The sequence below is a fragment of the Aurantiacibacter rhizosphaerae genome, assembly GCF_009807005.1.
GTDB classification, from domain to species: domain Bacteria; phylum Pseudomonadota; class Alphaproteobacteria; order Sphingomonadales; family Sphingomonadaceae; genus Alteraurantiacibacter; species Alteraurantiacibacter rhizosphaerae.
Window position 1 is genome coordinate 420189 of record NZ_WUBR01000002.1, and the last position, 23746, is coordinate 443934.

The following is a 23746-nucleotide window of genomic DNA, read 5'->3' on the forward strand; positions in this document are numbered from 1 at the left end:
AGAATTACATCAGATGATGGTCCGCCAGTGCTGGATCAGGTGTTATCAGCCAGATCGGCCGCCATCTGCAACAATCTGGAAGCTTCCATCTCGCCAACCAGAGCGACAACCATCGGGCCTTCTTCCCAATAGGCAATCGCCAGTCCATCGTGCACGTCCATCTCCGGAAAATCGCTGAGGGTCGATTCCTCCTCAGCCGCGAAGAGCGAAACTTCGTCGCCAGATGTCGTGACCAGTGAGACCATCACGGAATTGCCCAGATCGGACGGATAGACCTGCGCATCCGTTACCGTCCAACTTTCCGGCAACTCCGGAACATCGATGCCCGTTGCCGCCAGCAATTCGCCGCGATCGAAGTCGCTGCTTTCGATCTGGGACACCATTTGCTGACGCGCTCGGCTGGCGACGTAAGCCTCCTGCGCTTCGTCCACCACAGAAGCAGCGGCTGCGGGAGATGAGAAATCAGCCGCCAGATCATGTGACATCCAGCCGGATGCAAACAGCACTGCGACAGTTGCGGCCCACTTCCACCGGTTGCCACCACGATTGTCGTTTGCTGCGTTTGCAGGAGCCGAGTTTTCGTTGCTCGCCGCAGGTTTTGCGATTGCGGATGAAGCGGTGGCCTCGCTGGCGGCGGCGAGGACCGACTCCGGCTTCACGTCTGGTGCTTTATTGCTGAAATAGCATGCGAAGTATGGATCCAGATGCTGGTCTATATAATCATCGATGTAGGCGATATCTTCATCGCTGAAATAGTCCACGTATCCGCCAACTTTCCCGCGGCGCACCTTGAAACTTTCGGGATTGGAGGGATCGGCCGGACGCAGGCGCTCATGATTGAAGCTGTCCTTCATCTCGGCATTGCGCATGTTTCGGAACGAAGCGTCTTCCACCACCTTGTTGAGCAGTTCATCGCTGGGGTCCGGCAGGCCGAAGAACTTCGCAGAATCCGCTATGACCTTGCCCGGATCGCGGTGCATGTCCTCATAGGTCACCCACAGGAAATCGCGCGGGACGTGACGAGCGCGCGCCCAGGCGTTGTAGAAGGCGACAACGGCATCGATACTTCCCTTTTCCTGATGCAGATAGGTGGAAATATCACAGTCGATGACCTTCATTCTGTTCTTCGCATCGAAGTAATATGAAACCAGCACATCGCGCGGGTCGCGCGTCAGCAGCAGGACCTTCTTCCTGCGATAGTGTGCCTTGTTCACCTCCACCTCGTGCCCGAATTTCAGGTTGGGGTAATCGTCATGGGTGAAACCGATATTGGGAATATCGGACGACAGCTTCCAGAAATGCTGCAGTTCCATCGGATTGTCGACTTTGAGGCCGAACTGGCTGCAGGCCATGCTTCCGAACATTGTTCTGAACCAGGTTCGGCCGGATTTGGGATATGACAGCACATATCCGTCCCTCGCCCACTCGCTGGCGGCCCGGCGCATGGATAGCAGAACGCCCTTGGTCTTTATCGACTTGGGAAGTAGCATTTCTCCGGTCGAGAATGCAAAATCTCGAATAATGGTCCGCATTTTCATATCAAAATTCCGCAATGTTCTGAGGTGCGATAGCGCACATAGCCAGCTGCCCCTTACCGCTTCATGACAGCCTTGCCAGCATTAACTCTTTCTGTAGCCCTCCGGATAACCTGCTATTCTTGTGGCTTCTTTTGAAAAGGTAATCCGGTTTCCACGAAGCGGTTCCCTGCCGGGGTCTAGGCTCCCCAAAGCGCCAGATTTTCCGGCTTGCCATCCGAGGTCTGGCGTTACATTCGCAATCCTGCTGCATCGGCCAGCACCCACAGGCCAATCACCAGGAACAGCAGCGCAGCCACGATGCGCACGACCTTCAGCGAAACCCGCTCCACGATTGCATTGCCCAGATAAACGGCAGGCACATTTGCCAGTATCATGCCGAAGGTGGTGCCAAGGGTGACGACCACGGCATTCTGGAACTGCGCGCCCAGCGCGATTGTGGCGATCTGCGTCTTGTCGCCGATCTCCACGATGAAGAAGGCAACCGTGGTGGTGAGGAATGCGCCGAAACGCGGGGCTTTCAGCTCTTCATCCTCGTCCAGCTTGTCCGGGATCAGCGTCCAGATTGCCATCGCGATGAAGCTGATGCCCACGGCATAGCGAAAGGCCGGTCCTTCGAGGAGACTGGCCACCGTCTGACCAAGAAGCGCGGCGAGAAAGTGATTGGCCAGCGTGGCAACCAGAATGCCGAGGATAATCGGCAGTGGTTTGCGGAAACGCGTGGCCAGCACGATGGCAAGCAGCATGGTCTTGTCACCGATTTCGGCAATGGCGACAACGGCGGTCGAGGTAAGAAAGGCTTCCAAGAATATCTCCTGCCGCGCGCCGATAGCAAAATGCGCCTGCGTGTCCATGGCAGTGGCCGCCACTTGCATGGCGTCAGGCGAACAGGCCTTGCAGATACCAATCGGGCATGCCGCCGCGCCCGTCCGTGGGCAGGCCGTTGCGATAGATCCAGTAGCGGCGGCCCGCCTCGTCCTCGATACGATAATAGTCGCGTAGGCGGGTGGAGCCTTTTTCGCGCCACCATTCGGGCGCGATGCGTTCCGGGCCTTCCACGCGGGCCACTTCGCACACCTGCCCGCGCCAGCTGAAGCGCCGGGGATAGCCTTCCGGCGCGGCGTAGAGCACGGAAATCCGCTCTGGCCGGTCCAGCAGTTTCAGGGGCCTTGTGTGGAAGGCCAGCTGGTGCTGTTCGGCAGGTTCGGGTTCCAGCGGGGGCTGCCAGCTTTGCGCGCGTTCGGGAATGTGGCTGGCGCGCGGGACGGGGCGCTGCACCGCATCCCGTCCAAGGCGGGTGGTGAGGCGATCCATGCAGGCCGCCAGCGAAGTGCCGTGCTGCTCTGCCGCGGCTTCCAGGTCCGACTGGTCCAGCGCCAGCGGCTGCGACCACGATGCACGCAGGCGCAGCATCTCTATCCCGAAACCTGCGTCGATATCGTCCAGCCTGTCTGCAAACAGGCGGCAGATATGGGAGGGATCGCGGGTGGCGGCGGCCATTTCCAGGTCGCGCGTCAGCACTTCGCCATCCACGCGCCACATCCCCAGTTGCAGGCGGCGCGCACCCTCGCCCCTCGCCTCCAGCGTGCGGGCCATGTCCTCTGCCAGATCGGCCACCACGGTATCCAGCAATTGCCGGTGGCGGATCGGCTCCACCAGTCGGCGCTGCACCATTGGCGCGGTGATGGGGACGACGGGCAGCAAAGGCTCCGGCACGCGGCCCAGCAGCTGATCCATGCGCACCAGCGGATTGGCGGCGGGCGATTTGCGATTGCGGAACCGGCGGTGGATGGCATCGCGCCCCCGAATGTCGTTATGGCCCTTGCGGTCACGCCCCTCCTCGATCCCCGCAAGATCGCCGAGGCGTTTCAGGCCAAGGCGCTTGAGCACCAGCAGCACGTCATTATCCAGCCGCAGGGCCGCGACGGGCAGATCGGCAAGGCGCGCGCTGACATCGTCTTCGGGATCGAGAATGGCGGCCTGTCCGGCGTAATGCGCCAGCGCCCATGCCGCGCCCGCCGTGGGGCCGATGGCGGTGCGGATATGCAGGCCGCGCGCGGCGCAGCGGGCCTCGACATCGGCTAGCATGCGCCGCTCTCCGCCAAACAGGTGGGCGACGGCGGTAACATCCACCAGCAGGCCATCGGACGGGTCTATCGCGCTCCACGGGCCCCAGCGCTGCGCCCAAATGGCAAGCCGTTCAAGGAAGGCGAGATCGCCCGCAGGATCGCTAGGCCGCACCTCTATCGTGGGGCACAGCGTGCGGGCATCGGCCAGCATCATCGCGCGCGCAATGCCATGCGCACGCGCGGCCTGGTTCACGGCATCGATGCGCGGGCCGTGGGCGGTTTCGGTGATCAGCGCCAGCGGGGCGGCATCGGTGCCCTCCCCCCGCTGGCAGCCTTCAGAGTGCCGCCAGCGATCGAGCGCCAGATCCGCGCACCAGATCGCCATGATCCGGCGCGGGGGCCTTTTGCACTCGTTCTGCAGCGAGGCGTTCTGGCTCATCGCGCAAAATCCATTCTCCGGGTGGGTGGGCACGGGCGCGGAACAGCTCTGCATGCCACGAGGCGCGGCCCGGTGCAGCGATGTTCCAGCGCGGCGGGGATGATGGCGCACTCGTCAGCCGCCAGCGCATGCGGGCGGAGCTGAGATCGGCCTGCGCATCCAGCCGCACCAGCAGCAGCGGCACGCCGTGTTTCTCCGCCGTCAGCGTAAGGCGGCGCGAGGCGGTGAAATCCAGCGCGCGCGGATTGCCCGCCACTTCGCCCACCACCACCGCCAGATCGCGGCAGCGCAGCCCTTCCTCCATCGCGAACAGGGCATCCTCCGGCGTCTTGGCGGCAACGTGGATCAGGCGGTGGCGCAGGCCTTCGGGAAGGCCGGCGCGATAGGGGCGCCCGCCCAGCTTGATGGCGCGGGCATCCTGCACCCACAATATGCTCCGCTCCTCCAGCGAGGCGGCATCGCCGGCGGCGCCTTTCAACGCATCCTGCGCGAAGGCAAAGGCGGCCCCTGCCCCCACGGCTTGCGTGGCGGGGGTGAATATCTCGCTATGCAACGGCATTGGCGCGTCCGGCTGCCAGCGCGGGTTGCGGGCAGCACGCACGGCCAGCTCCGCTGCCTTGGGCAGTGTGCTGGTGTCCATGACGAATCGACTCCTGTGTTCCTATTATGTTCCAGTATGGACCTTCGGGCAAGCTTGGAACTTCACCCCCGCTTTTCCGTTAGTGCGCCAAAGGAGAAGACCATGACATCGACCGAAGACCTTAAAGAAAAATTCTGGAAATCGCTGGCCGACAGCCCCTTCATCTTCCTGGAGCTGGATGCCGATCCCAAGACTGCCGTCCCCATGACAGCGCAGCTGGACAAGGACGCCAACAGCACGATCTGGTTCTTCACCACCAAGGATCACACCTTCGCCCATGGTGGCCCCGCCACCGCAACCTTCGCCAGCAAGGGGCATGACATGTTCGCTCGTTTCAGCGGTGTGCTGAGTGAGGAAACCAGTCGTGAACGCTTTGAAAAGCAGTGGAGCAAGCCGGTTGAGGCATGGTTCCCCGGCGGCAAGGACGATCCCAACCTGCTGATGCTGCGCATGGATCTTGGCAATGCCGAAATCTGGAACAGCGATCTTGGCTTCGTGGATACGGCAAAGATGCTGATGGGCTTCGACGTGCGCGAAGATGCCAAGGAAGAACACACCGAAACGGCCCTGTAAAGCAGGACCCACGGTTACGAAAAAAAGGGCCGCCGCTCCGAATAGAGCGGCGGCCCTTTTTCATGGATGATCCTGCAATCCGGCTATTCGATGAAGCTGGGGAATACCCCCACCAGCAGGATTGCCGCCAGCGCAATCGGACAGAGCCAGCACACCAGGAAACGCCAGAACACGTGCAGCGCGCCGCCAAGGCCGTTCTCTGAATCCACCAACCGCTTGTTCGCGATCCACCCGACGAAGATCGATGTCAGCAAGGCGCCGATGGGCATGGTGATCTTGCCGGTCAGCGTGTCCATCGCATCCAGCATTCCCATGCCTTCAAACATGGGGAAGAAGGCGAGCGGATGGAAGCCTGCCAACACCCCGGTCGACAAGGCGCACAGCACGCCAAGGGCACCGGCAAAGACCGTCACCATGCCAGAGGCAACGGCGCGGGTGAAACGGAAGCGGTCGATTATCCAGGCCGTGGGCACCTCCATCAGGGCAACCGAACTGGTAAGCGCGGCAAACCCCACCATGATGAAAAAGGCGAGGCCGATCAGCGATCCGCCGGGAATTTCCTGAAAGGCATGCGGCAGGGTCTGGAACATCAGCCCCAGCCCGCCATTGGGCGAAAGCCCGGCGGCAAATACGATGGGGAAGATGCACAGGCCCGCCAGCAGCGCGACCATGGTATCAGCCGAAGCGATAATGCCCGATGTGACGCCAAGATTGACGTTGCGCCCGACATAGGCGCCATAGGTCACCATCCCTGCAACACCCAGCGACAGGGAGAAAAACGCCTGCCCGACAGCCGCCAGCATCACCGGCCCCGTCAATTTCTCAGGCTCGAAGGTGAACAGGTAATCCACCGTCTGCCCCATAGCCCCGCCGAACATGCCATAAATGGTGATGCCCACCAGCAGCACGAAAAAGGCCGGCATCAGGTAAAGCGCGACCTTCTCGATCCCGCCGGAAACGCCGCGCGCCACGAAGAACAGGGTGATGCCAAGGAAAACAAGATCGAGGATGGAGGTGGTGATCCCGTCCGAAATCATCGCGGGAAACAGTGCCTCCACCTCTGCAACCGTGGAATCGGAGAATGCCCCGCCCACAACACCGGTGCTGAACAAATCGCCCACGAAGGTGCCGATATAATACAGCACCCAGCCGCCAAGCACGCAGTAGAAGCTGAGGACGACAAAGGCGGAGAACACGCCAAGGCTCGCCACATGCTCCCACGCGGTGGACTTGCCGGAATGTTCGGCAACCTTGCGGAAGCTTTCCGGCGCGGCGGCCTGCCCGTGGCGGCCGATCAGCGTTTCGGACAGCAATACCGGCAAACCGATCAGGATGACGCACAGGATATAGAACATCACGAAGGCACCGCCGCCGTTCGCGCCAGCTTCTGCCGGGAACCGCACGAGGTTGCCCAGACCCACTGCCGAACCGATGGCAGCAAGGATGAACGCGGTGCGCGATGACCATCCGTCTCTGGTTGACCCGGATTGCGTAAGTGCCATGGATTATGTCCTCTCGACCCGAAGTTGTTGCGTCATGCAATGAAATTGCGCCCGCGTCGAGGGGGGCAATCCCCGCATCCACCGGCGGATACGTTGCAATCACCCCGCCCAAGACGCTATCGGGCACCATGGCCACGGCCAGTTTGCTTTGCATAATCCGGGAATTGTGATGTCCACTACCTACAAGCTCGACACCTCTACCAGTCGCGCGAACCCCACGCCGCAGCCGATGCGCCGCCTTACCGTGCCCAAGATCCGGGACCGCAAGGTTGATGGCGTGACAGAGGAACCGCTGGTGATGCTGACGGCCTATACCGCGCGGCAGGCACAGTTGCTGGATCCGCATTGCGACCTGCTGCTGGTGGGCGATTCCCTTGGTCAGGTGATTTACGGCCTGCCCTCCACCATCCCTGTGACTATGGAAATGATGGCCAACCACGCCGCAGCCGTGGTGCGCGGCAGCTATCATTCCGTCGTGGTGGTGGACATGCCGTTTGGCGCTTACGAAGCTTCGCCAGAGGACGCCTTCGACAGCGCCGCCCGGCTGCTGAAGGAAAGCGGTGCGGCCGCGGTGAAGCTGGAAGGCGGCGAAGCCATGGCCGAGACGGTGGAATTCCTCGTGAAGCGCGGCATTCCGGTGATGGGTCATGTCGGCCTCACCCCGCAGGCGGTGAACGTCTTGGGCGGATATGGCGCGCGCGGGCGCAGCGATGCAGAGGCGGAAAAGATCGTCGGCGATGCCAAGGCGCTGGAGGAGGCAGGCGCCTTCGCTATCGTTGTGGAAGGCGTGATAGAACCTATCGCCATCGCCGTGACCAAGGCCGTTTCCTGCCCCACCATCGGCATCGGCGCCTCATCCCAGTGCGATGGGCAGGTGCTGGTAACGGATGATATGCTGGGCATGTTCGAACGCGTGCCGCGCTTTGTGAAGCGGTATGAGGATGTGGCCACCACCATCTCCGAAACCGCCGCCAAATATGCCGAGGAGGTGCGCAACCGCAGCTTCCCCGGACCGGATCAGCTTTACCAGCCCAAGTAGAGGGGCGGACCCTTCGCGCACCCTGCGCGTTTCGTGCCAAATCCCATAGCTCCACCCACTCAAGCCACGGATATCCACCCGCATGGAAACCCTGCTGCGTTACTACAAATTCTCGCTTGTCTTCACGGCGGCCTGTTTCGGCCTTGGCCTGTGGTACGGCATTGCCAGTACGGACAGCATCGGCGGCGTTCTGGAGATATTGTGGATCATCCTCATCCTCTCCATCCTCGAGATTTCGCTCAGCTTCGATAATGCGGTGGTGAACGCCTCCATCCTGAAGGAAATGAGCGAGAAATGGCAGGAGCGGTTCCTGATCTGGGGTATCGCCATCGCCGTGTTCGGCACGCGGATCGTCTTCCCGCTGGCCATCGTGGCCATCGCGGCAGGCATAGGCCCGTTAGAGGCGATCGACCTGTCGCTGAACGACCCAGAGCAATACGAGGCCATCGTTTCGGGCGCGCATATCGGCATTGCCGGTTTCGGCGGTGCCTTCCTGGCGATGGTGGGCCTGAGATTCTTCTTCGACGCTGAAAAGGATGTGCACTGGATCGGCGTGATAGAGCGCAACCTTTCCAAGGTGGCCGTACTGCCCGCGCTGGAAATCGGCCTGCTGCTGGTGGTGCTGTGGGTCATCTCCCTGCAATTGCCGGAGGAGGAGGCACTGACCTTCCTGACCGCAGGCGTGCTGGGGCTTGTCACCTATATTCTGGTGGATGCGCTGGGCGAATATCTCAACATGCGGGAGGAGACGCGCAAGAATGCATCCGGTGAGATCATGCGTTCAGGACTTGGCGGCTTTCTCTATCTAGAAGTGCTGGACGCATCCTTCAGTTTTGACGGGGTGATCGGTGCCTTTGCGCTATCGAACAACATGATCATCATCGCGCTGGGCCTTTCCATTGGCGCGATGTTCGTGCGTTCGATGACGATTCATCTGGTGCGCAAGGGCACTTTGTCGGAATACCATTTCCTGGAACACGGCGCATTCTGGGCGATCATCGTGCTGGGCGCGATCATGCTGACATCCGCCGTGATCCATATTCCCGAAACCATAACCGGCCTTATCGGCGGCGCGCTGATCGGCATCTCCTTCTGGTGGTCCCTGCGGCATAACCGGCGCGAGGCGGAGGCCGAAGCTGCGGCTGGGACTACGGGCGTTACGAATACTCACCCGACGGATTGAGCCTTTGGGCGATTGGTGCAGAGATGATCATCTGTAGCAGGTGATAAGCCAGCACCGGCAACAGCACGAGGCCGGCGGTGGCAGGCGGAAACAGCACCGTTGCCAGCGGCGCGCCCAATGCGATGCTTTTTTGCGCGCCTGCAAACAGGAAGGCGATCCGGTCCCCGCGTTCCAGCCGCAGGGCGCCGCCGGCCAGCCATGATCCAGCGAACCCCAGTGACAGGAACACGCCGATCAGCGCCGCCAGCCATCCCCATGCAGGCAGGCTGACCAGCGTCCACAGCCCCTGCTCCACCGCGGCGGAAAAGGCGACGTAGACCGCAATCGAGATCGCCCCCCTGTCCGCCCAGGAAATGAATGCGCGGTTGCTGGCGATAATATCGCCGAGCCGCGTTTGCAAAAGCTGCCCGATTGCGAAGGGCAGCAGCAGGATCAGCGCGATACGCTGCAACCCGGCCAGATCGATCCCCACGTCTCCCCCGGCGGCAAGCGACAGCAGCGGCGCAGTGATGAATACGCCCAGCATGTTGATCACCGCCGCTGCCACCACCGAAGCTGCAACATTGCCGCCCGCGATGGAGGAATAGGCCGTGGCCGATTGCACGGTGGAGGGCAGCAGGCCAAGAAACAGCAGGCCCAGCGCCACTGTGGACGGCAGCACGCCTTCTCCGATGCGGGAAAGGCCCCAACCTGCCAGCCCCATGACGCCGAAGACCCACACGATCAGCGGCAGCAGAAAGCGCGCGTTGCGGATGCCCTTCAGCACCTGCTGCCTTGGAAGGCGCAGGCCGTTGAGCAGGAACAGCAGGAAGATCGCGCAATCGGATATCACGCGGGCGATGGCCCGGTTCTCCCCGGTGACGGGCACGATACTGGCCAGCACGATGGCCAGCAGCAACAGGCGCACCAGCGGATCGAACAAGGTTTTCAGACGCGCCATCATGGCCGCGCGGTGTGCCGATGCGACGTCAGGTCTGCAAGTCGTATTGCTTGATCAGGTCATACAGCGTGGGGCGACTGATCCCCAGCATCTTGGCCGTGCTGGAGATATTGCCCTCGCTGCGGGCCAGCGCATGGCGGATCATCTTGCGGTCCGATTTCTCCCGCGCGCTTTTCAGGTTCAGGGCCTCGGCATCTTCCTCGTCCTCATCGCCAAGATCCAGATCTTCCGCGCTCACCAGCTTGCCTTCTGCCATGATCACCGCGCGCTTCACGCGGTTCTCCAGCTCCCGCACATTGCCCGGCCAGCCCCAGCCATCGATGGCCGCCAGCGCATCTGGCGCAAAGCCGGTGACGGCGGGGTTCATCTCCTGCGAAAAGCGTTTGAGGAACACCTTGGCCAGCAGCGTGGCATCGCCATGCCGTTCTGCCAGGGAGGGGATTTTCACCACCACTTCGGCCAGACGATAGAACAGGTCTTCCCGGAACCGCTGATCGGCGATCATGCCTTCCAGGTCCTGATGCGTGGCGCACACGATGCGCGTGTCGACAGGGATGGACTTGCGCCCGCCGATGCGTTCGATCGTGCGTTCCTGCAGGAACCGCAGCAGCTTCACCTGCAGGGGCAGCGGGATATCGCCCACCTCGTCCAAAAACAACGTGCCGCCGTCGGCCAGTTCGATCTTGCCCTCTGTCGTCTTTACCGCGCCGGTGAATGCGCCCTTTTCATGCCCGAACAGCTCGCTTTCCAGCAGGTTTTCCGGGATCGCCGCGCAATTGATGGCGATGAAGTTCCCGTCCTTGCGATTGCTGGCATCGTGAAGCCCTCGCGCCAGCAATTCCTTGCCCGTGCCACTGGCACCCAGCAGCATGACAGAGACATTGGTGTTGGCCACCCGCTCTATGGTGCGCGCTACCTTCACCATTTCGGGTGCAGAGGTGATCAGGCCGCCCAGCACGGTGTTGCCCTCGCCCGCCTTGGTGGAAAGGCGGCGGTTCTCTTTTTCGATCAGGTGCAGGTTGAATGCCCGGCGCACGATCAGGCCCAGCTGATCGATATCGACCGGCTTCTGATAAAAATCATAGGCACCGCGATCAATAGCCTGCAGCGCCGATTCCCGCGCCTCATGCCCGGATGCGACAATCACCTTCGTATCGGGCTTCAGCGCCATGATAGCATCCAGCACGGCGAAGCCTTCCGTCGTGCCATCGGGATCGGGCGGCAGGCCAAGGTCCAGCGTGACGACGGGCGGCGCTTCAGCGCGCAAGGCGGCAATCGCGCTGTCGCGATCACCTGCGATCAGCACCTCGAAATCCTCATAGGCCCATTTCAGCTGCGCCTGCAGCCCGGCATCGTCTTCGACAATCAACAGCTTCGGCTTGGTTTCAGCCATCATGCAACCTCACTGGCTCTGTCCTGATCTTGCAGGGTTTTGAATAGATCGGCAGCTTCGTTCAGCTGCAGGCGGACGATAAAGCGGGTGCCCAGCCCTTCACGCGATTCCACGTCCATCTGGCCGCCCATGGACCGCACGAGTTCGCGCGCTTCGAACGCGCCGATGCCAAACCCGCCCGATTTGGAGGAGTGGAACGGCTTGAACAGCTTTGTGCGGATGAATTCCGGCGTCATCCCTTCGCCTGAATCGATCACCTCGATAATGGCGTGGCCGGATTCCCGCCGCAGATCCAGGAACACGGGCGAGCTTGTATCGCTGGCCTCGATCGCATTCTGCACAAGGTGCACCAGCGCCTGCTCCAGCCCTTCGGCATCGGCGCGCACGCGGCAATCATCGCGGCGCGTAACCACCAGTTCGTGCTTCCCGCTGTACTGATCGACGATCCGCTGCAGCAATCCGGCCAGCGGCGTAATCTCACGCTCTTTCGCGCCGTGGCTGCCATATCGGCCAAGCCGCGTCAGAAGGGCCTGCAGCTTGTCGGTGGAATTGCGCAGGGTCAGGATCATATCGGCCCTGAATTCCGGCTTTTCCGCGTGTTTTTCCGCATTTCCGGCCAGCAGGGAAAGCTGGCTGGCCAGATTCTTGATATCGTGCATCACAAAGGCGATGCGCCGGTTGAATTCATCGAACCGCTGCGCCTCTCCCAATGCATCCTGGCTGTTGCGCTCTGCCAGATAGCTGGCCAGCTGGCGGCCAACCACGCGCAAGAGATCGAAATCCTCCCAATCCAGCCGCCGCGCCATCGTGGGCCGGGCCAGCACCACCACGCCCACAAGGCGTTCGTAATGCAGCAGCGGCACCAGCGCCCAGGAATCTTCCGCCCCCACCAGCCACGCTGGCGTCGCCACGGCAGGCACCCCCTCCGCATCGCCCGCGCGCAGATCATCCAGATCGACGATGAACTGGTTTTCCGCCAGGAAATTGGCGCCAAGCGTATCGATGGCCTCTGCTGGCACATCGATATCCGGCCATTGCCACCGCGCCTCCAGCGCAAGGCCGCCGTCTTCCTGCGGGGTCAGCAACAGGCCTGCCGGGCTGTCCGTGATGTCGGCCACGGCCTGCACGGCGCGTTCGGGCAATGGCGGCGCGTGCGGCCCTGCCCGGCCAATCGTATCGGTAAACCGCAGCCATTCGGCACGGTAATCATAGCGATGCTGAAACAGGTTTTTCGACAATGTCACGCGCAGCCATCCGCGCAGCTTGCTGGATGGCAGAATGGTGAGGGCAACGACGCTGGCCAGCAGCACGAAGCCTGTCTGCAACATGCGCCCGTAGTCGCTGCCGATATAGGCCAGCCCCTGCGCGATCACCACCATCACGATGAGATAGGCACCGATCAGCAGCAGAGAGAACGACTGGAAGGCAAACCCGCGCGAGGGGCGGAAACGCAATTCCGCGCTGGTTCGCACCGTGCCCATTGCCAGCATCACGACAGATACCGCAAGCGCAATACCGCGCAGATCAAGCAGCAGGGCCGGCGCGCCATTATCGAGATAGGCGATGGTGTAGAGGTTGAGATCGTATAGCCAGAGAACCGCCAGAGCACTTGCCGGCCAGCGCAGTCCGTCGCGCGCCTGGGCAGATGCCCCAGCATACAGATTATGCACCAGCACCAGCGCACCCACACAGAACAGCAGGCGGAAGGTGAAGGCGAATTGCATCACCAGCATCTCTGTCTCTGCATCGCCGCCATATTGCCCGCGCAGGGCGACCAGCGAAAGCTGCATCAGTTCCACGAAGGCCAGCGAGAATACGACGGGCCGGATGGGGCCAAGGCTGATATCGCGATCATCATGGCCGAACAGGCGATACAGCATCCACAGCCACGCCAGATTGCTCAGCACCATCAGCAAGCCCGTGGCGAGGCCGCCATAGCCAAAGCTGATGACGGAAAAGGCCCACAGGGCAGAGCAGAACAGCGCCGCAGCACATGCGCTGATGGCCGGTCCCTGCGCGCGCTGGCTGGTGGCCAGCCACATGGCCAGCGCAACCGCGGCGCAGGCGCTGATCAGATAGGCCAGATTGCTGGCAATATCCCACAGCGACGCCATTACCGCGCACCTTCCGGCCACAACACCACGCGCAGCGTCTGCAACATGATCAGCAGATCGAGGAAGGGCGTGTAGTTCTTGGCGTAATAGAGATCATATTCCAGCTTGTGACGGGAATCCTCTATGCTGGCGCCGTAAGGATAATTAATTTGCGCCCAGCCGGTGATGCCCGGCTTCACCATGTGCCGTTCTGCATAATAGGGCAGCTTGTCATCCAGATCGCGCACGAAGGTGGGCACTTCGGGACGCGGGCCGACAAAGCTCATGTGGCCGCGCAGAACGGTCCAGACCTGCGGCAGCTCATCAATACGCACCTTGCGGATGAACGCGCCCACGCGGGTGATGCGCGGATCGTTCTTCTCCGCCCATTTGGACCCGTCCTTCTCGGCATCGGTGCGCATGGATCGCAGTTTCACCAGTTCGAACGTCTGCCCGTACAGGCCGATGCGCTTCTGGCGGAAAAAGGCCGGCCCCTTGCTGTCCAGCTTCACGATAATGGCAAACAGCGCAATCACCGGGAAGGTGAGCAACAGCAGCAGGCCGCTGGCAAGGATATCGAACGCCCTTTTCGCCACCGATGAAATGGCGCGGCCCGATGAAAATCCGTCGGAGAAGATCAGCCAGCTGGGGTTGAGCGTATCAAGGTCCACACGCCCCGTTTCGCGCTCCAGAAAACTGGAGAATTCATTGACGTGGACACCCGCCGTCTTCACCCGCAACAGGTCTTTCAGCGGCAGAGCGTTGCGGCGCTCCTCCAAAGCCAGCACCACCTCGCTGGCGCGAAGCCCGGCAACATGGGCGGAAAGATCGGGAATTTCTGACCGCTGCACGGCCTCCGGCACCTGCTCGCCTGCCCCGGTCATGCTGACAAAGCCAACGATGGAGAAGCCACTGCCCTCTTTCAGCGAAAGATCCTTCAACCGCTGCGCGCGCATGCCCGCACCCAGCACCAGGATGCGGCGGCGAAAGGCCGATGTTCCCAGAATGCCGCCCACCAGCGCGCGGTTCAGCAGCAGCAAAACAAGGGCCAGCGCCGTGGAATATAGCAGGATGGATCGCCAATAGGTCTGCCCCGGCAGCAGGAAATCCACCACGGCCAGCGCAAGTATCGAAAGGCCCAGCGCCACCAGCAGCCGGGCCGCGGCAAAGCGCATTGATCGCAGCGATTCCGGGCCATATACACCCACCGCCACCATCGCTGCCAGCGTCGTCACCGCATATCCCAGCAGCGGCAGGGCGCGCTGTGACAGGCTGCCCGGATCGGTATCGATCTGGTTGGCGCGCAACGCCCAGGCCAAGTCTGCTGAAAGGATCAGCAGGATCAGGTCCAGGAAACCCAGGAACAGCACCGCATGGGGTATGTAATGCTTGAAAAGGCGGACCATTGTTTAACCGTTCACTGCCGGAGGGATTTCCAGACAGTTCTCGGTTAACGGCGAGGTATGAAATGTCGGTAAACTTTACACTCAAATCCGCATGGATCGATAAACTTTGCGAAAAACCGGCGTGATGGGCCGGGTTTTACGCAATTTGACGACGCGAAAATGCCGTCTCCCATGGCGGTAACTCGGTGTTAACCGCGAGTTCCTGCGGACGGTTAACCCAACGCACCTATTGCGGCGCGCATGGCAAAGATCTCCACGCCCCCGGTTCCGGCCAAGCTGTACAAGCATTTCGCAGCCGTCACCATCACGCTGACGGCGGCGATTGCCATGTTCGCCGATGCTGACCAGCGCGCCGCCGCCAATACGCCTCCGCCAGACACAGTCGTTACGCGGCAGGTAGAGGAGATTCCACGTTACGGCAGGGCCATTCTGGAGCGTGCCGAAGGGGGAATGGAAGGATCCTTCGGCGGAGACAATACCGATGGCGGATATGGCCAGCCGATGATCGGCGCGGGCGGTGATAACCGATCTGCCATCGTGAAGCGCCCTGCCCATACAGGTCGCCAGCCGCTGCCCAACATGACGCCGGAGGAAGTTGCTGCCCTGTCGGTGGAGGAATACGAGCGTTTGCGGGCGCTGTATGTCAGGGCAGGCGTGATCGAAGACGTGGATCGCAGCGCGCAGATGAGCGAGATCGAGGCCGCATCCGCCCGCCGCGCCGGCCATAGCGGCAGCGACCGCTAGACCTCGCTACATGCCGTAGGTCATGGCCAGCAGGTAACTGAGCGTCACCACCATGATCAGCACCAATGGTACGCCGGTGCGCATGTAATCGGGGAAGTTATAACTGCCCTCCGCCATGATCAGCATGTTCGTTTGATATGCGATGGGCGTGGCATAGCAGAGGTTGCAACCGAACAGCACGGCGAGAACCAGCGGCTCCTGCGGCAGGCCAAGCTCGGTCGCGATGCTGAAGGCGATGGGCGTGCCCACCGTTGCAGCCGTGGCGTTGGACGCGAAATTGGTGAGCACGGTGACGAAAATCATCACTGCGGCGATAACGCCCGCAGGCGGCAGATATTGCAGGCCAAGCGACAGGGTTTCACCCAGCCAGCCTGCCGCGCCGCTATCCAGCACGAAACGCCCGATGGCGATACTGGCGGCCACCAGCACGATAACCTGGCCGGACAGCGCCCTTCCCACCCGATCAAACTTCACGCAGCCGGTGAGGAACATCAGGATTGCACCGCCCAGCGAAGCAATGGCGATGGGCAGGATACCGAGGGAGGCCATGCCGACAGACACGCCCATGATGGTGGCTGCCAGCCATGCCTTTGCCCGGCGCGGAACCTCGCGCTCTCCTTCCAGCTGAAGCAGGCTGTCGCTCTGGATAAATTCGGACAGGGCCTCGCTCAGCCCCATCACCAGAAGAACGTCCCCTTCGGCAAAGCGCAGATCTCCGGTGGACTGTTCCTGGTCGAACATCAGGGGGCGATCGGGCCGATGGATGCCCAGCACCGCCACGCCAAAGCGATCCGCAATGCCCGATGTCGCCAGCGTGCGCTCGATCAGGCGGGAATCGCTGGTGATCACCATCTCCACCACCTTCATGTCCTGCCGCTTGCTGGCGGACTGGCGCTGGATCTGGTCCACCACCCAACCCGGCGCAATCTGCCCCTCCAGCACGCGCACGGCATCTTCCAGCGCATCATGCGTGCCGGAAATGCGCAATCGCTGACCCGATGCGAAGGGGCCGTCGGGCCGTTCCTCGAAACGGAAATCGTCGGGCAGCATGTCGACCACCTCGTCGAAATGCTTGCCGATCAGGTTGCTGGAGGGCGGCACGCGCAGGCGGGTGTGGAACCAGCGATTGCCATGGCCGATTTCGGGCGTGTTATCGCGCAACATGCGCGGCATCACCAGCCAGATATAGGGCAGCGCCACCAGCGATGCCATCAGCACGATCGGCGTAAAATGGAACACGCCCATGCGCGGCATGCCAAGGTCAACCGCGATGGCCACCACCAGGATATTGGTGGACGTGCCGATCGTGGTGGCCAGACCGCCCAACAGGGAGGAGGCGTTGAGCGGCATCAGCGTTTTACTGGCCGGCATCGCCCCGCGTGCGGCCAGCGTCACGAAAATGGGGATCAGCAGCACCAGCACAGGCGTGTTGTTCACGCCCATGGAAAGCACGAAGGCCAGCACCAGCGATAGCAGTAGGCCGGTTTGCAGGTTGAATTTGAAAACCCGTTCCAGCATGCGGGCGGCAGGTTCAAGCGCGCCGGTAACCACCAGGCCGCGCCCCATCACCATCAGCGCGCAGATCGTGATCAGCGCGTAATGGCCAAAGCCCGCGAAGGCCAGTTGCAGCCCGTCGGTCGGCTGCGTGTGCGGCATGGGATAGAAATACAGGCCAACGGCAATGATCGCGATCGCCAATAGCGATACGATCTCGATCGACATCTTTCCGCGTACGAATAAATAGAAAACTACGACCGTCAGGGCCATCGCCGCGAAGGCGTGCAAGGTGGGAGCTTCGATCACGGTCGCGTAGACAAATCCCAAAGCGTAGCAGCAATATCAAGCGAATTCCGTCTGACAGCTGCCTGTATTGACGGATCGTATTAACTGATTGCCTGCCTGGTACCTCTGGCCGGACTCGAACCGGCACTTCCGAAGAAACTCGATTTTGAGTCGAGCGCGTCTACCAATTCCGCCACAGAGGCAGGCAGGACAGCGCGCTTAGCGTTGATGGCGCGCTGCTGCAATTGCTTATTCCGCCAGCAGCCCCCTACTTAAGGGCAGCAGCGATCTGCTTGTGCAGGCGAGAATGCATCTGGTCGTTCCCGGCGATCACCTGGCTGTCGCAGATCGGCTGCGAACGGCCGCGATAATCGGAAACGAAGCCGCCGGCCTCTCTTACCAGCAGGCAGCCTGCGGCCGTATCCCAAGGCGCAAGATCGCTTTCCCAAAAGCCGTCGAAACGTCCGGCAGCCACCCACGCAAGATCCAGCGAGGCAGCGCCAAAGCGGCGGATGCCCGCGACATTGGGGCCGACAGAGCCGAAAATGCGGCTCCACTCGGCAAAATTGCCATGGCCCTGAAAAGGCGTGCCCGTGGCGATCAGCGCCTCTGACAGCTGACGCCGGCCCGAAACGCGCAGGCGAGCATCGTGCAGCCATGCGCCGCGCGATTTCTCGGCCCAGAAGGTTTCATCGGTGATCGGCTGATAGACCATGCCGGCCACCACATCGCCCCAGCCACCGCCGCCCAGCTTTGGCTCCTGCACGGCGATGGAAATGGCGAAATGCGGAATACCGTGGAGGAAGTTGGTGGTGCCATCCAGCGGATCAATGATCCAGCGCGGCTGGTCTTCCTCGCCCTCGATCTCTCCGCCTTCTTCCAGCACGAAGCCCCAGCCGGGCCGCGCCGCCTTCAATTCATCCCACAGGATGCGCTCCGCCACCTGGTCCGCCTTGGACACAAAGTCGCTCGGCCCCTTGTGGCTGACCTGCAGATGCTCGACTTCGCCGAAATCACGGCGCAATCGGCCACCCGCCTTGCGGGCAGCCTTTTCCATCACGCGGATAAGACCTGAAATAGCAGCCATTACAGTTTAGCCAGCCTTCCCGACGTAACTTTGTTCATAGACATCCACGATGATGCGGGTGCCGCTTTCGATATGCGGCGGCACCATGATGCGCACGCCATTGTCCAGCACGGCAGGCTTGTAGCTGGAGGATGCCGTCTGCCCCTTGATCACGGCGTCGGCCTCGACGATCTCCGCCTCGATCTGGTTGGGCAGTTGCACGCTGATGGGGCGTTCTTCCCACAGTTCCAGCTGCACCTGCATGCCATCCTGCAGGAACGGGCGCGCATCGCCCAGCAGATCGCTGGGCAGGCTGATCTGTTCGAAAGTGTCGCCGTCCATGAAAACCAGCATGTCGCCATCTTCATACAGGAACTGATATTCCTGCGTTTCGAGACGAACCTTTTCCACCGTATCCGCGCTGCGGAAGCGGACGTTGGTCTTGCGGCCATCGATGAGATTCTTCATCTCGACCTGCATATAGGCACCGCCCTTGCCGGGCTGGGTGTGCTGAATCTTGGCGACTTTCCAGATACCGCCTTCATATTCGATGATGTTGCCGGGACGGATGTCCACGCCGCTGATTTTCATTGCTACGCGCCTCGAGTGTTTTCGGGATTGGCCGCGCCCTACCCCAGCGCCCGCCCTGCGGCAAGATAAGAGGGGCATCGGCGCAACACTTATTCATGACGGGCTAAGCGTGGGCTGCTATGGCGCGGGGCCATGACAAGGCTTTTCCTCACCTGCGCCATTGCCGCTGCCGCGATTGGTACCCCTGCCCATGCCCAGAAGCAGCCGGACACGATCGAACGCGGTACATATGTTTGCGAACTGCCCGGCAATGCCGCCGGTTCGGCAGGCATTGCGCAGCCTGATGAGAGCTTCTCCATCGAAAGCGCATCGCGTTATGTCTCTGCGCAAGGCAGCGGAATTTACCTGCGCCGTGGAGACCGGATGACCATGACAAGCGGACCGCGCAATGGCGATAGCTATGTGATCGTAAGCCGCGGTTTCCTGCGAAAGCTGGTGGACGGCGCGCCCAGCCGGCTGCGCTGCGTCAGGCGGGCGCGTTAAGCCGTCTTACTGCTGTTGCTGTTGCTGTTGCACCAGCAGCGGATAGGGATTTACCGAATTGGCAGGCTCCCACCATTCGGCGGTGGGCGTAGTGCGCATCACCTCGAAATGGAGATGCGGCGCTGAAGGATCGGCATTGCCGCTGGAGCCTACCGTGCCCAGCCTTTGCCCACGCCGCACCTGCTGCCCTTCGTTCAGGCCCTGCGCATAATCCTGCAGATGCGCGTAATAATAGATGGTCTTCCTGTCGTCAGAGCGGACATAGATGGTGTTGCCGCCCGCATCGGAGCGGAACAGCCGTTCAATCGTACCGGGCGCTGCCGCCACGACCGAACTGCCCGCATCCGCCATGATATCGATGCCCTGATGCAATCTTGTGCCGCCGCCACGTTCATCGGCAAAGGAATCGGTCAGATCCGTCGCCGCGGTGTTGAGGACGGGGATCACCAGCTTCGCCGTCTCCGTCTGCGGCGGCATGGTGACGGTTTCGCGGTTCTGCTGGGGAACAGGCATCGCCTCGCCATCATCATCCGCACCTGGTGCCGTCTGCGGATCGGCGTTTTCCCTGGAGGCTTGCCTTGTAGCCTGCTTGGTGGCGATTTCCTGCTCGATCTGCGCGGTTTCCGCACGATCGAGCAGGAATGCGCCTGCAACGATCCACCCCGCTGAAACGAGTGTGGCGGTTACCGCTGCGACTTGCGCCTTTTCTGCAAATGAAGATGCCATCAGGCCTGGAATATAACGACTGTATTCGTGCTGACCATCCCTGCCAGCCGCGCCGCGTCCCAATTCGTCAGGCGGACGCAGCCGTGGCTTTGCACGCGGCCGATGGTTTCGGGCGCGCTGGTGCCGTGGATGCCGTAATGTTCCTTGGTCAGATCGATCCACACCACGCCAACGGGGCCGTTGGGTCCGGGGGGAAGCTGCTGCTCCTCCTCATCATCGGGAACGTCCCAGAAAAGATCGGGCTGGTATGAGAACGGCGGATTGCGGCCAACGCCGGTAATGCCCCACTCGCCCACCGGCAGCGGATCGTTCGTGGAACCCGTGGTGACGGTAAACATCGCCACCAGATTATCATCGGCGTCATAGCCCTTCAGCCAGCCTTCCGATTCATCGACCACGATGCGCGCCACCTTGGGCTGTTCCGTCCCGACGCCCAGCGAGGCGAGCGTCTGCTGCCATCCCTTGTCCTGAATGGAGCCGGGCTTGATCATGTCAGCGCCGATATTGGGAACGCGGATCTGCTGTCCTGCGGTGAAGAAGCTGTCAGAAGCCTTTGAAGCGGAGGCCGACGCGGATGCCGTTCCGGTTGGCGTAGGTGTGGGCGTGGGTGTTGCAGAAGCGGACGCACTGGGCGTTGCGCTGCTGCTGGCCATCGCGCCCGTCGCTCCGGCGGGTTTGCCATTGGGGTTAAGTTCTTTCAGAACCGCTGCCGTGGTGTGGAAGCGTTCAGCGATCTTCTCGTCCAGGCTTTCATAGCCCATCCGTTCCATCTCGGCCTGTTTTGCCGGATCATCGGGAATATCGCGGAAGGCCATTTCCCCCCAGCTTGCCGGGATGGTGACGACGCGCGTTGCAGGAATGTTGGACCATTCGTCTAGGGCCTGCTTGGTTTCCTCGTCCAGCTCTCCGGTCACTTCAAGATCGTTCGCTTCCTGGAAGCCTTCCAGCGCGTTGCGCGTGGATGCGCCCATCTTGCCGTCGATCACGCCGGGGCCAAAGCCCTGCCTGTCCAGCACCACCTGCGCCTGCATGATGGGGCGCTCCTTAGCATCGGCGATCTCAGTGCCGCGGGTGGAGGTGCCATCCATCGCCCCTTCTGAGCCATCGTCCATCGCGGCACCATCGCGGGAGGCGGACATGTATTGCGCATCGTTGGACGCCATGGAATCGGCGAAGTTATCCTCGCCCATCGGCTGATAGCCAAGCTCCGAATTCCAGTCGCGCTCTGCCACTTGCGTGGTTTCGGTCTGCGGCGCATCGGTATCGCGAACATCGCAGGCGACAAGCGGGAGAGCGGCGAGAATTGCCAGATATTTGGGAGACATAGCGGAACCTTCTTCAGGAAAGGGGCATCAAAACGGCGGGCGTGATGCCCTCACCCCCTTTAACCCGCGAACGCCGCTTTATTTCCGCACTATGCCGCTATTTCTGCATTGCCTTGGCAAAGGCCTTCACCGCCTCAACCTCGTCCGCGCCCCAGATGGCGTGCGATACGGCCAGGAAATCCGCGCCCGCCTTTACCAGCGGCAGGCAGTTTTCAGGCGTGATGCCGCCTATTGCCACGCAGGGGATTTCGAACAGCGCGCTCCAGTTTTGCAGGATTTCAGGCTCTGGCCGATGTTCGCTGGATTTGGTGGAGCTGGGAAAAAAGGCGCCAAAGGCCACGTAATCCGCGCCAGCTTCGCCGGCCTCCATCGCCAAATGGCGGCTGGCATGGCAGGTCACGCCGATCTGCACCTCGCGGCCCAGTTCCTCCCGCGCATCGGCAATCGTCCCGTCGGACTGGCCAAGATGCACGCCGTCCGCCTTCAGCCGCTTGGCGAGCGGCACGCTGTCATTCACGATGAAGCCCACATCGCGCGCGGCGCAGATTTCCTGCAAGGGCGCGGCGAGGCGCGCGGCCTCGTGCTGGTCCTTGTCCTTCACGCGGAATTGGAAAGCGGTGGCCAGCCCCTCCCCCGCGGCAAGCGCCCTGTCGAGGCGATCGGGAAAGTCTCCGCCCACGTCGAGCGGGGAGATCAGGTAAAGCTGGCAATCATCGGTGTTCATCGTGGGGCCAATAGCAACCCGCTACTCAAGCTCAAATGATTATCCGCCTCACCCTTGCCGCCAGCCTGGCGCTGGCAATCGCCGCCTGCGTTACCCCGCAGGCCACTGCCACCGATTGCGGCGGCGAAAGCTGCGTGGCCATCGGCGATGCCTTCGACACGGGCAGCGCGACGATCACTCCGCTGGAAGTTCTGGAGGACAGCCGCTGCCCCACAGATGCACAATGCGTCTGGGCCGGACAGCTCCGCATCCGCGCGCTGGTGGAGCGTGACGGACGGGAGCGGGAGATGGAGCTTACCCACGGCACGCCCACCCCTGCCCTGTCCGGCAATGTGGTACTGACGCAGGTCTGGCCGGTGCAAAAGGCCGAAGCGGCCACGATCACGCCGGAGGCCTATCGCTTCGCCTTCAGCTGGACGCCGATAATGCTCGACGTCCAGCGATGATGGCGATCAGGTGGACGATGCCGCGCAGATCGAATTGATGGCATTGCCCAGCGTTGCGTCGAATTCCTCGTCGCTCTGCTGCGCGCGCAGATCCTGCAGCATGGCGCGGCTGAAGCTGGCGATCATGCCGTTGTTCTTTTCCAGTTCGGCGCAAGCCTCATCGGTCAGATAACCGCCGGAGAGTGCGACGACGGAAAGCACCTTGGGGTGATCCACCAGTTCCTTGTAAAGATTGGCCTTCTTGGGGATTGAAAGCTTCAGCATGACTTGGCGATCGTCGGGCAGATTATCGAGGTTCTTGAGGATTTCCGCCTTCAGAATTTCCTCACCCTCTGCACGGTCATCCGCAGTGATATCGTATTCGGGTTCTAGGATCGGCATCAGGCCTGCATCGATCACGCGATTGCCGACTTCGAATTGCTGCGCCACCACGGCGGCGATGCCTTCTGCATTGGCGGACTTGATGACGGAGCGTTCCTTCGTGCCGAACATGCCCTGCGCCACGGATTTTTCCAGCAGCGCATCCAGCTTCGTCAGCGGGTTCATCAGCTGAACGCCGTTTTCCTCGTCCGCCAGGCCCTGGTCGATCTTGATGAAGGGCACCACGCCGCGCTCTTTCAGCGCCTCAGCCGTGGGCTTGCCGTCAACCTGGCCATCCATCGTCCGCTCGAACAGGATTGCACCGATGACCTTGCCGTTCGAAAAGCTGGGCGAGGTGATCACGCGGCTGCGCATCTCGTGAATCTTGCCAAACATCTCGTCATCGCCGGACCATTCGCTGTCTTCCACGCCGTATCCGCGCAGGGCCTTGGGCGTGGAACCGCCCGACTGGTCCAGCGCGGCGATGAAGCCTTTGCCTTTGGCGATTTTTGCGGTCATTTCCTCGGTATTCATGCGGAAGCTCCTCAGTTCCGGATTGATTTGCCTGAGGCTCTTATGGTGCGGATTGCATCAGCGCAACAGGCGGGCGGAGGCGCATTGGTATGGTGGGTGAAATCATGCGGGTAAGCCCCGTTGCGGGACTCCGCGCAGCCCCCTCCCCGCGTG

Annotated in this window: 22 protein-coding genes and 1 tRNA gene; 6 read left to right on the forward strand and 17 right to left on the reverse strand. The window is 61.7% G+C overall.

The window, feature by feature from the left end:
- Nucleotides 1–35: 35 nt before the first annotated feature.
- From GRF63_RS09495 to GRF63_RS16395, 4 genes are all read right to left on the reverse strand, one after another.
- Complete coding sequence (locus GRF63_RS09495; protein WP_160485774.1) at nt 36–1490, reverse strand: sulfotransferase domain-containing protein; 1455 nt, start codon at nt 1488–1490, stop codon at nt 36–38.
- 275 nt (nt 1491–1765) lie between these two features.
- A complete protein-coding gene (locus GRF63_RS09500) occupies nt 1766–2341 on the reverse strand; it encodes a TMEM165/GDT1 family protein (RefSeq protein ID WP_160486307.1) in 576 nt (191 codons plus the stop codon).
- A gap of 73 nt (nt 2342–2414) precedes the next feature.
- Complete coding sequence (locus GRF63_RS09505; RefSeq protein ID WP_160485775.1) at nt 2415–3989, reverse strand: DUF6504 family protein; 1575 nt, start codon at nt 3987–3989, stop codon at nt 2415–2417.
- The gene (locus tag GRF63_RS16395) at nt 3940–4683 is read right to left on the reverse strand and encodes a recA-like protein (RefSeq protein WP_202131668.1); all 744 of its coding nucleotides are present in this window, start codon (nt 4681–4683) and stop codon (nt 3940–3942) included. The genes GRF63_RS09505 and GRF63_RS16395 overlap by 50 nt, the downstream gene beginning before the upstream one ends.
- A 102-nt stretch (nt 4684–4785) precedes the next feature.
- Between GRF63_RS16395 and GRF63_RS09515 the strand changes: the two genes are divergently transcribed.
- Nucleotides 4786–5256, forward strand: coding sequence for a pyridoxamine 5'-phosphate oxidase family protein (locus tag GRF63_RS09515; protein ID WP_160485776.1), 471 nt, complete (start codon nt 4786–4788; stop codon nt 5254–5256).
- An 83-nt stretch (nt 5257–5339) separates the two neighbouring features.
- Here GRF63_RS09515 and GRF63_RS09520 read toward each other — a convergent pair whose 3' ends face one another.
- Nucleotides 5340–6758 carry a sodium-dependent transporter gene (locus tag GRF63_RS09520; RefSeq protein WP_160485777.1) on the reverse strand — a complete coding sequence of 473 codons (1419 nt, stop codon included), beginning with the start codon at nt 6756–6758 and terminating at the stop codon, nt 5340–5342.
- 169 nt (nt 6759–6927) lie between these two features.
- Between GRF63_RS09520 and panB the strand changes: the two genes are divergently transcribed.
- Complete coding sequence (panB, locus tag GRF63_RS09525) at nt 6928–7797, forward strand: 3-methyl-2-oxobutanoate hydroxymethyltransferase (protein ID WP_160485778.1); 870 nt, start codon at nt 6928–6930, stop codon at nt 7795–7797.
- A gap of 82 nt (nt 7798–7879) precedes the next feature.
- Nucleotides 7880–8980, forward strand: a complete 1101-nt coding sequence (locus GRF63_RS09530) for a DUF475 domain-containing protein (RefSeq protein ID WP_202131669.1) — start codon at nt 7880–7882, stop codon at nt 8978–8980.
- Here the strand turns inward: GRF63_RS09530 and GRF63_RS09535 are convergent.
- Genes GRF63_RS09535 through GRF63_RS09550 form a run of 4 tightly spaced genes read right to left on the reverse strand, consistent with a single transcriptional unit; the run spans nt 8955 to nt 14812 of the window.
- Nucleotides 8955–9923 (reverse strand): bile acid:sodium symporter, encoded by a 969-nt coding sequence (locus GRF63_RS09535; protein WP_160485779.1) that lies wholly within the window; start codon nt 9921–9923, stop codon nt 8955–8957. The two genes, GRF63_RS09530 and GRF63_RS09535, sit on opposite strands and share 26 nt — an antisense overlap.
- Before the next feature lie 25 nt (nt 9924–9948).
- Nucleotides 9949–11313 (reverse strand): PEP-CTERM-box response regulator transcription factor, encoded by a 1365-nt coding sequence (gene prsR / locus GRF63_RS09540; RefSeq protein ID WP_160486309.1) that lies wholly within the window; start codon nt 11311–11313, stop codon nt 9949–9951.
- Nucleotides 11313–13427, reverse strand: a complete 2115-nt coding sequence (gene prsK / locus GRF63_RS09545; RefSeq protein WP_160485780.1) for an XrtA/PEP-CTERM system histidine kinase PrsK — start codon at nt 13425–13427, stop codon at nt 11313–11315. The genes prsR and prsK overlap by 1 nt, the downstream gene beginning before the upstream one ends.
- On the reverse strand, nt 13427–14812 hold the full coding sequence (locus GRF63_RS09550; RefSeq protein ID WP_160485781.1) for a TIGR03013 family XrtA/PEP-CTERM system glycosyltransferase: 1386 nt from the start codon (nt 14810–14812) through the stop codon (nt 13427–13429). The genes prsK and GRF63_RS09550 overlap by 1 nt, the downstream gene beginning before the upstream one ends.
- Before the next feature lie 240 nt (nt 14813–15052).
- On the opposite strand from GRF63_RS09550, the gene GRF63_RS09555 reads away from it, so the two are divergent.
- Entirely contained in the window at nt 15053–15556 is a 504-nt protein-coding gene (locus GRF63_RS09555; RefSeq protein ID WP_160485782.1) for a hypothetical protein, read from the forward strand.
- A gap of 6 nt (nt 15557–15562) precedes the next feature.
- Here the strand turns inward: GRF63_RS09555 and GRF63_RS09560 are convergent, their stop codons facing one another.
- The 4 genes from GRF63_RS09560 to efp form a co-directional block, all read right to left on the reverse strand.
- Complete coding sequence (locus tag GRF63_RS09560; RefSeq protein WP_474075392.1) at nt 15563–17278, reverse strand: SLC13 family permease; 1716 nt, start codon at nt 17276–17278, stop codon at nt 15563–15565.
- 178 nt (nt 17279–17456) lie between these two features.
- Nucleotides 17457–17541 (reverse strand) — tRNA-Leu (locus GRF63_RS09565).
- Nucleotides 17542–17606: 65 nt separating this feature from the next.
- Entirely contained in the window at nt 17607–18425 is an 819-nt protein-coding gene (locus tag GRF63_RS09570) for an inositol monophosphatase family protein (RefSeq protein WP_160485783.1), read from the reverse strand.
- Nucleotides 18426–18431: 6 nt separating this feature from the next.
- Nucleotides 18432–18995 carry an elongation factor P gene (gene efp / locus GRF63_RS09575; protein ID WP_160485784.1) on the reverse strand — a complete coding sequence of 188 codons (564 nt, stop codon included), beginning with the start codon at nt 18993–18995 and terminating at the stop codon, nt 18432–18434.
- A 132-nt stretch (nt 18996–19127) separates the two neighbouring features.
- Here efp and GRF63_RS09580 point away from each other — a divergent pair, with 132 nt between their 5' ends.
- Nucleotides 19128–19478, forward strand: coding sequence for an elongation factor P (locus GRF63_RS09580; protein WP_160485785.1), 351 nt, complete (start codon nt 19128–19130; stop codon nt 19476–19478).
- Between the two features lie 6 nt (nt 19479–19484).
- Here GRF63_RS09580 and GRF63_RS16685 read toward each other — a convergent pair whose 3' ends face one another.
- The 3 genes from GRF63_RS16685 to thiE all read right to left on the reverse strand — a co-directional run bounded on the left by GRF63_RS16685 (nt 19485) and on the right by thiE (nt 22253).
- Nucleotides 19485–20204: a M23 family metallopeptidase gene (locus GRF63_RS16685; protein ID WP_160485786.1), complete on the reverse strand. Its 720-nt coding sequence runs from the start codon at nt 20202–20204 to the stop codon at nt 19485–19487.
- The gene (locus GRF63_RS09590) at nt 20204–21529 is read right to left on the reverse strand and encodes a L,D-transpeptidase family protein (RefSeq protein ID WP_237392403.1); all 1326 of its coding nucleotides are present in this window, start codon (nt 21527–21529) and stop codon (nt 20204–20206) included. The genes GRF63_RS16685 and GRF63_RS09590 overlap by 1 nt, the downstream gene beginning before the upstream one ends.
- A gap of 97 nt (nt 21530–21626) precedes the next feature.
- A complete protein-coding gene (gene thiE, locus GRF63_RS09595; RefSeq protein ID WP_160485787.1) occupies nt 21627–22253 on the reverse strand; it encodes a thiamine phosphate synthase in 627 nt (208 codons plus the stop codon).
- Nucleotides 22254–22288: 35 nt separating this feature from the next.
- Between thiE and GRF63_RS09600 the strand changes: the two genes are divergently transcribed.
- A complete protein-coding gene (locus tag GRF63_RS09600; RefSeq protein ID WP_160485788.1) occupies nt 22289–22699 on the forward strand; it encodes a hypothetical protein in 411 nt (136 codons plus the stop codon).
- Between the two features lie 6 nt (nt 22700–22705).
- Here the strand turns inward: GRF63_RS09600 and GRF63_RS09605 are convergent, their stop codons facing one another.
- On the reverse strand, nt 22706–23593 hold the full coding sequence (locus GRF63_RS09605) for a fructose bisphosphate aldolase (protein WP_160485789.1): 888 nt from the start codon (nt 23591–23593) through the stop codon (nt 22706–22708).
- Nucleotides 23594–23746 lie beyond the last annotated feature (153 nt).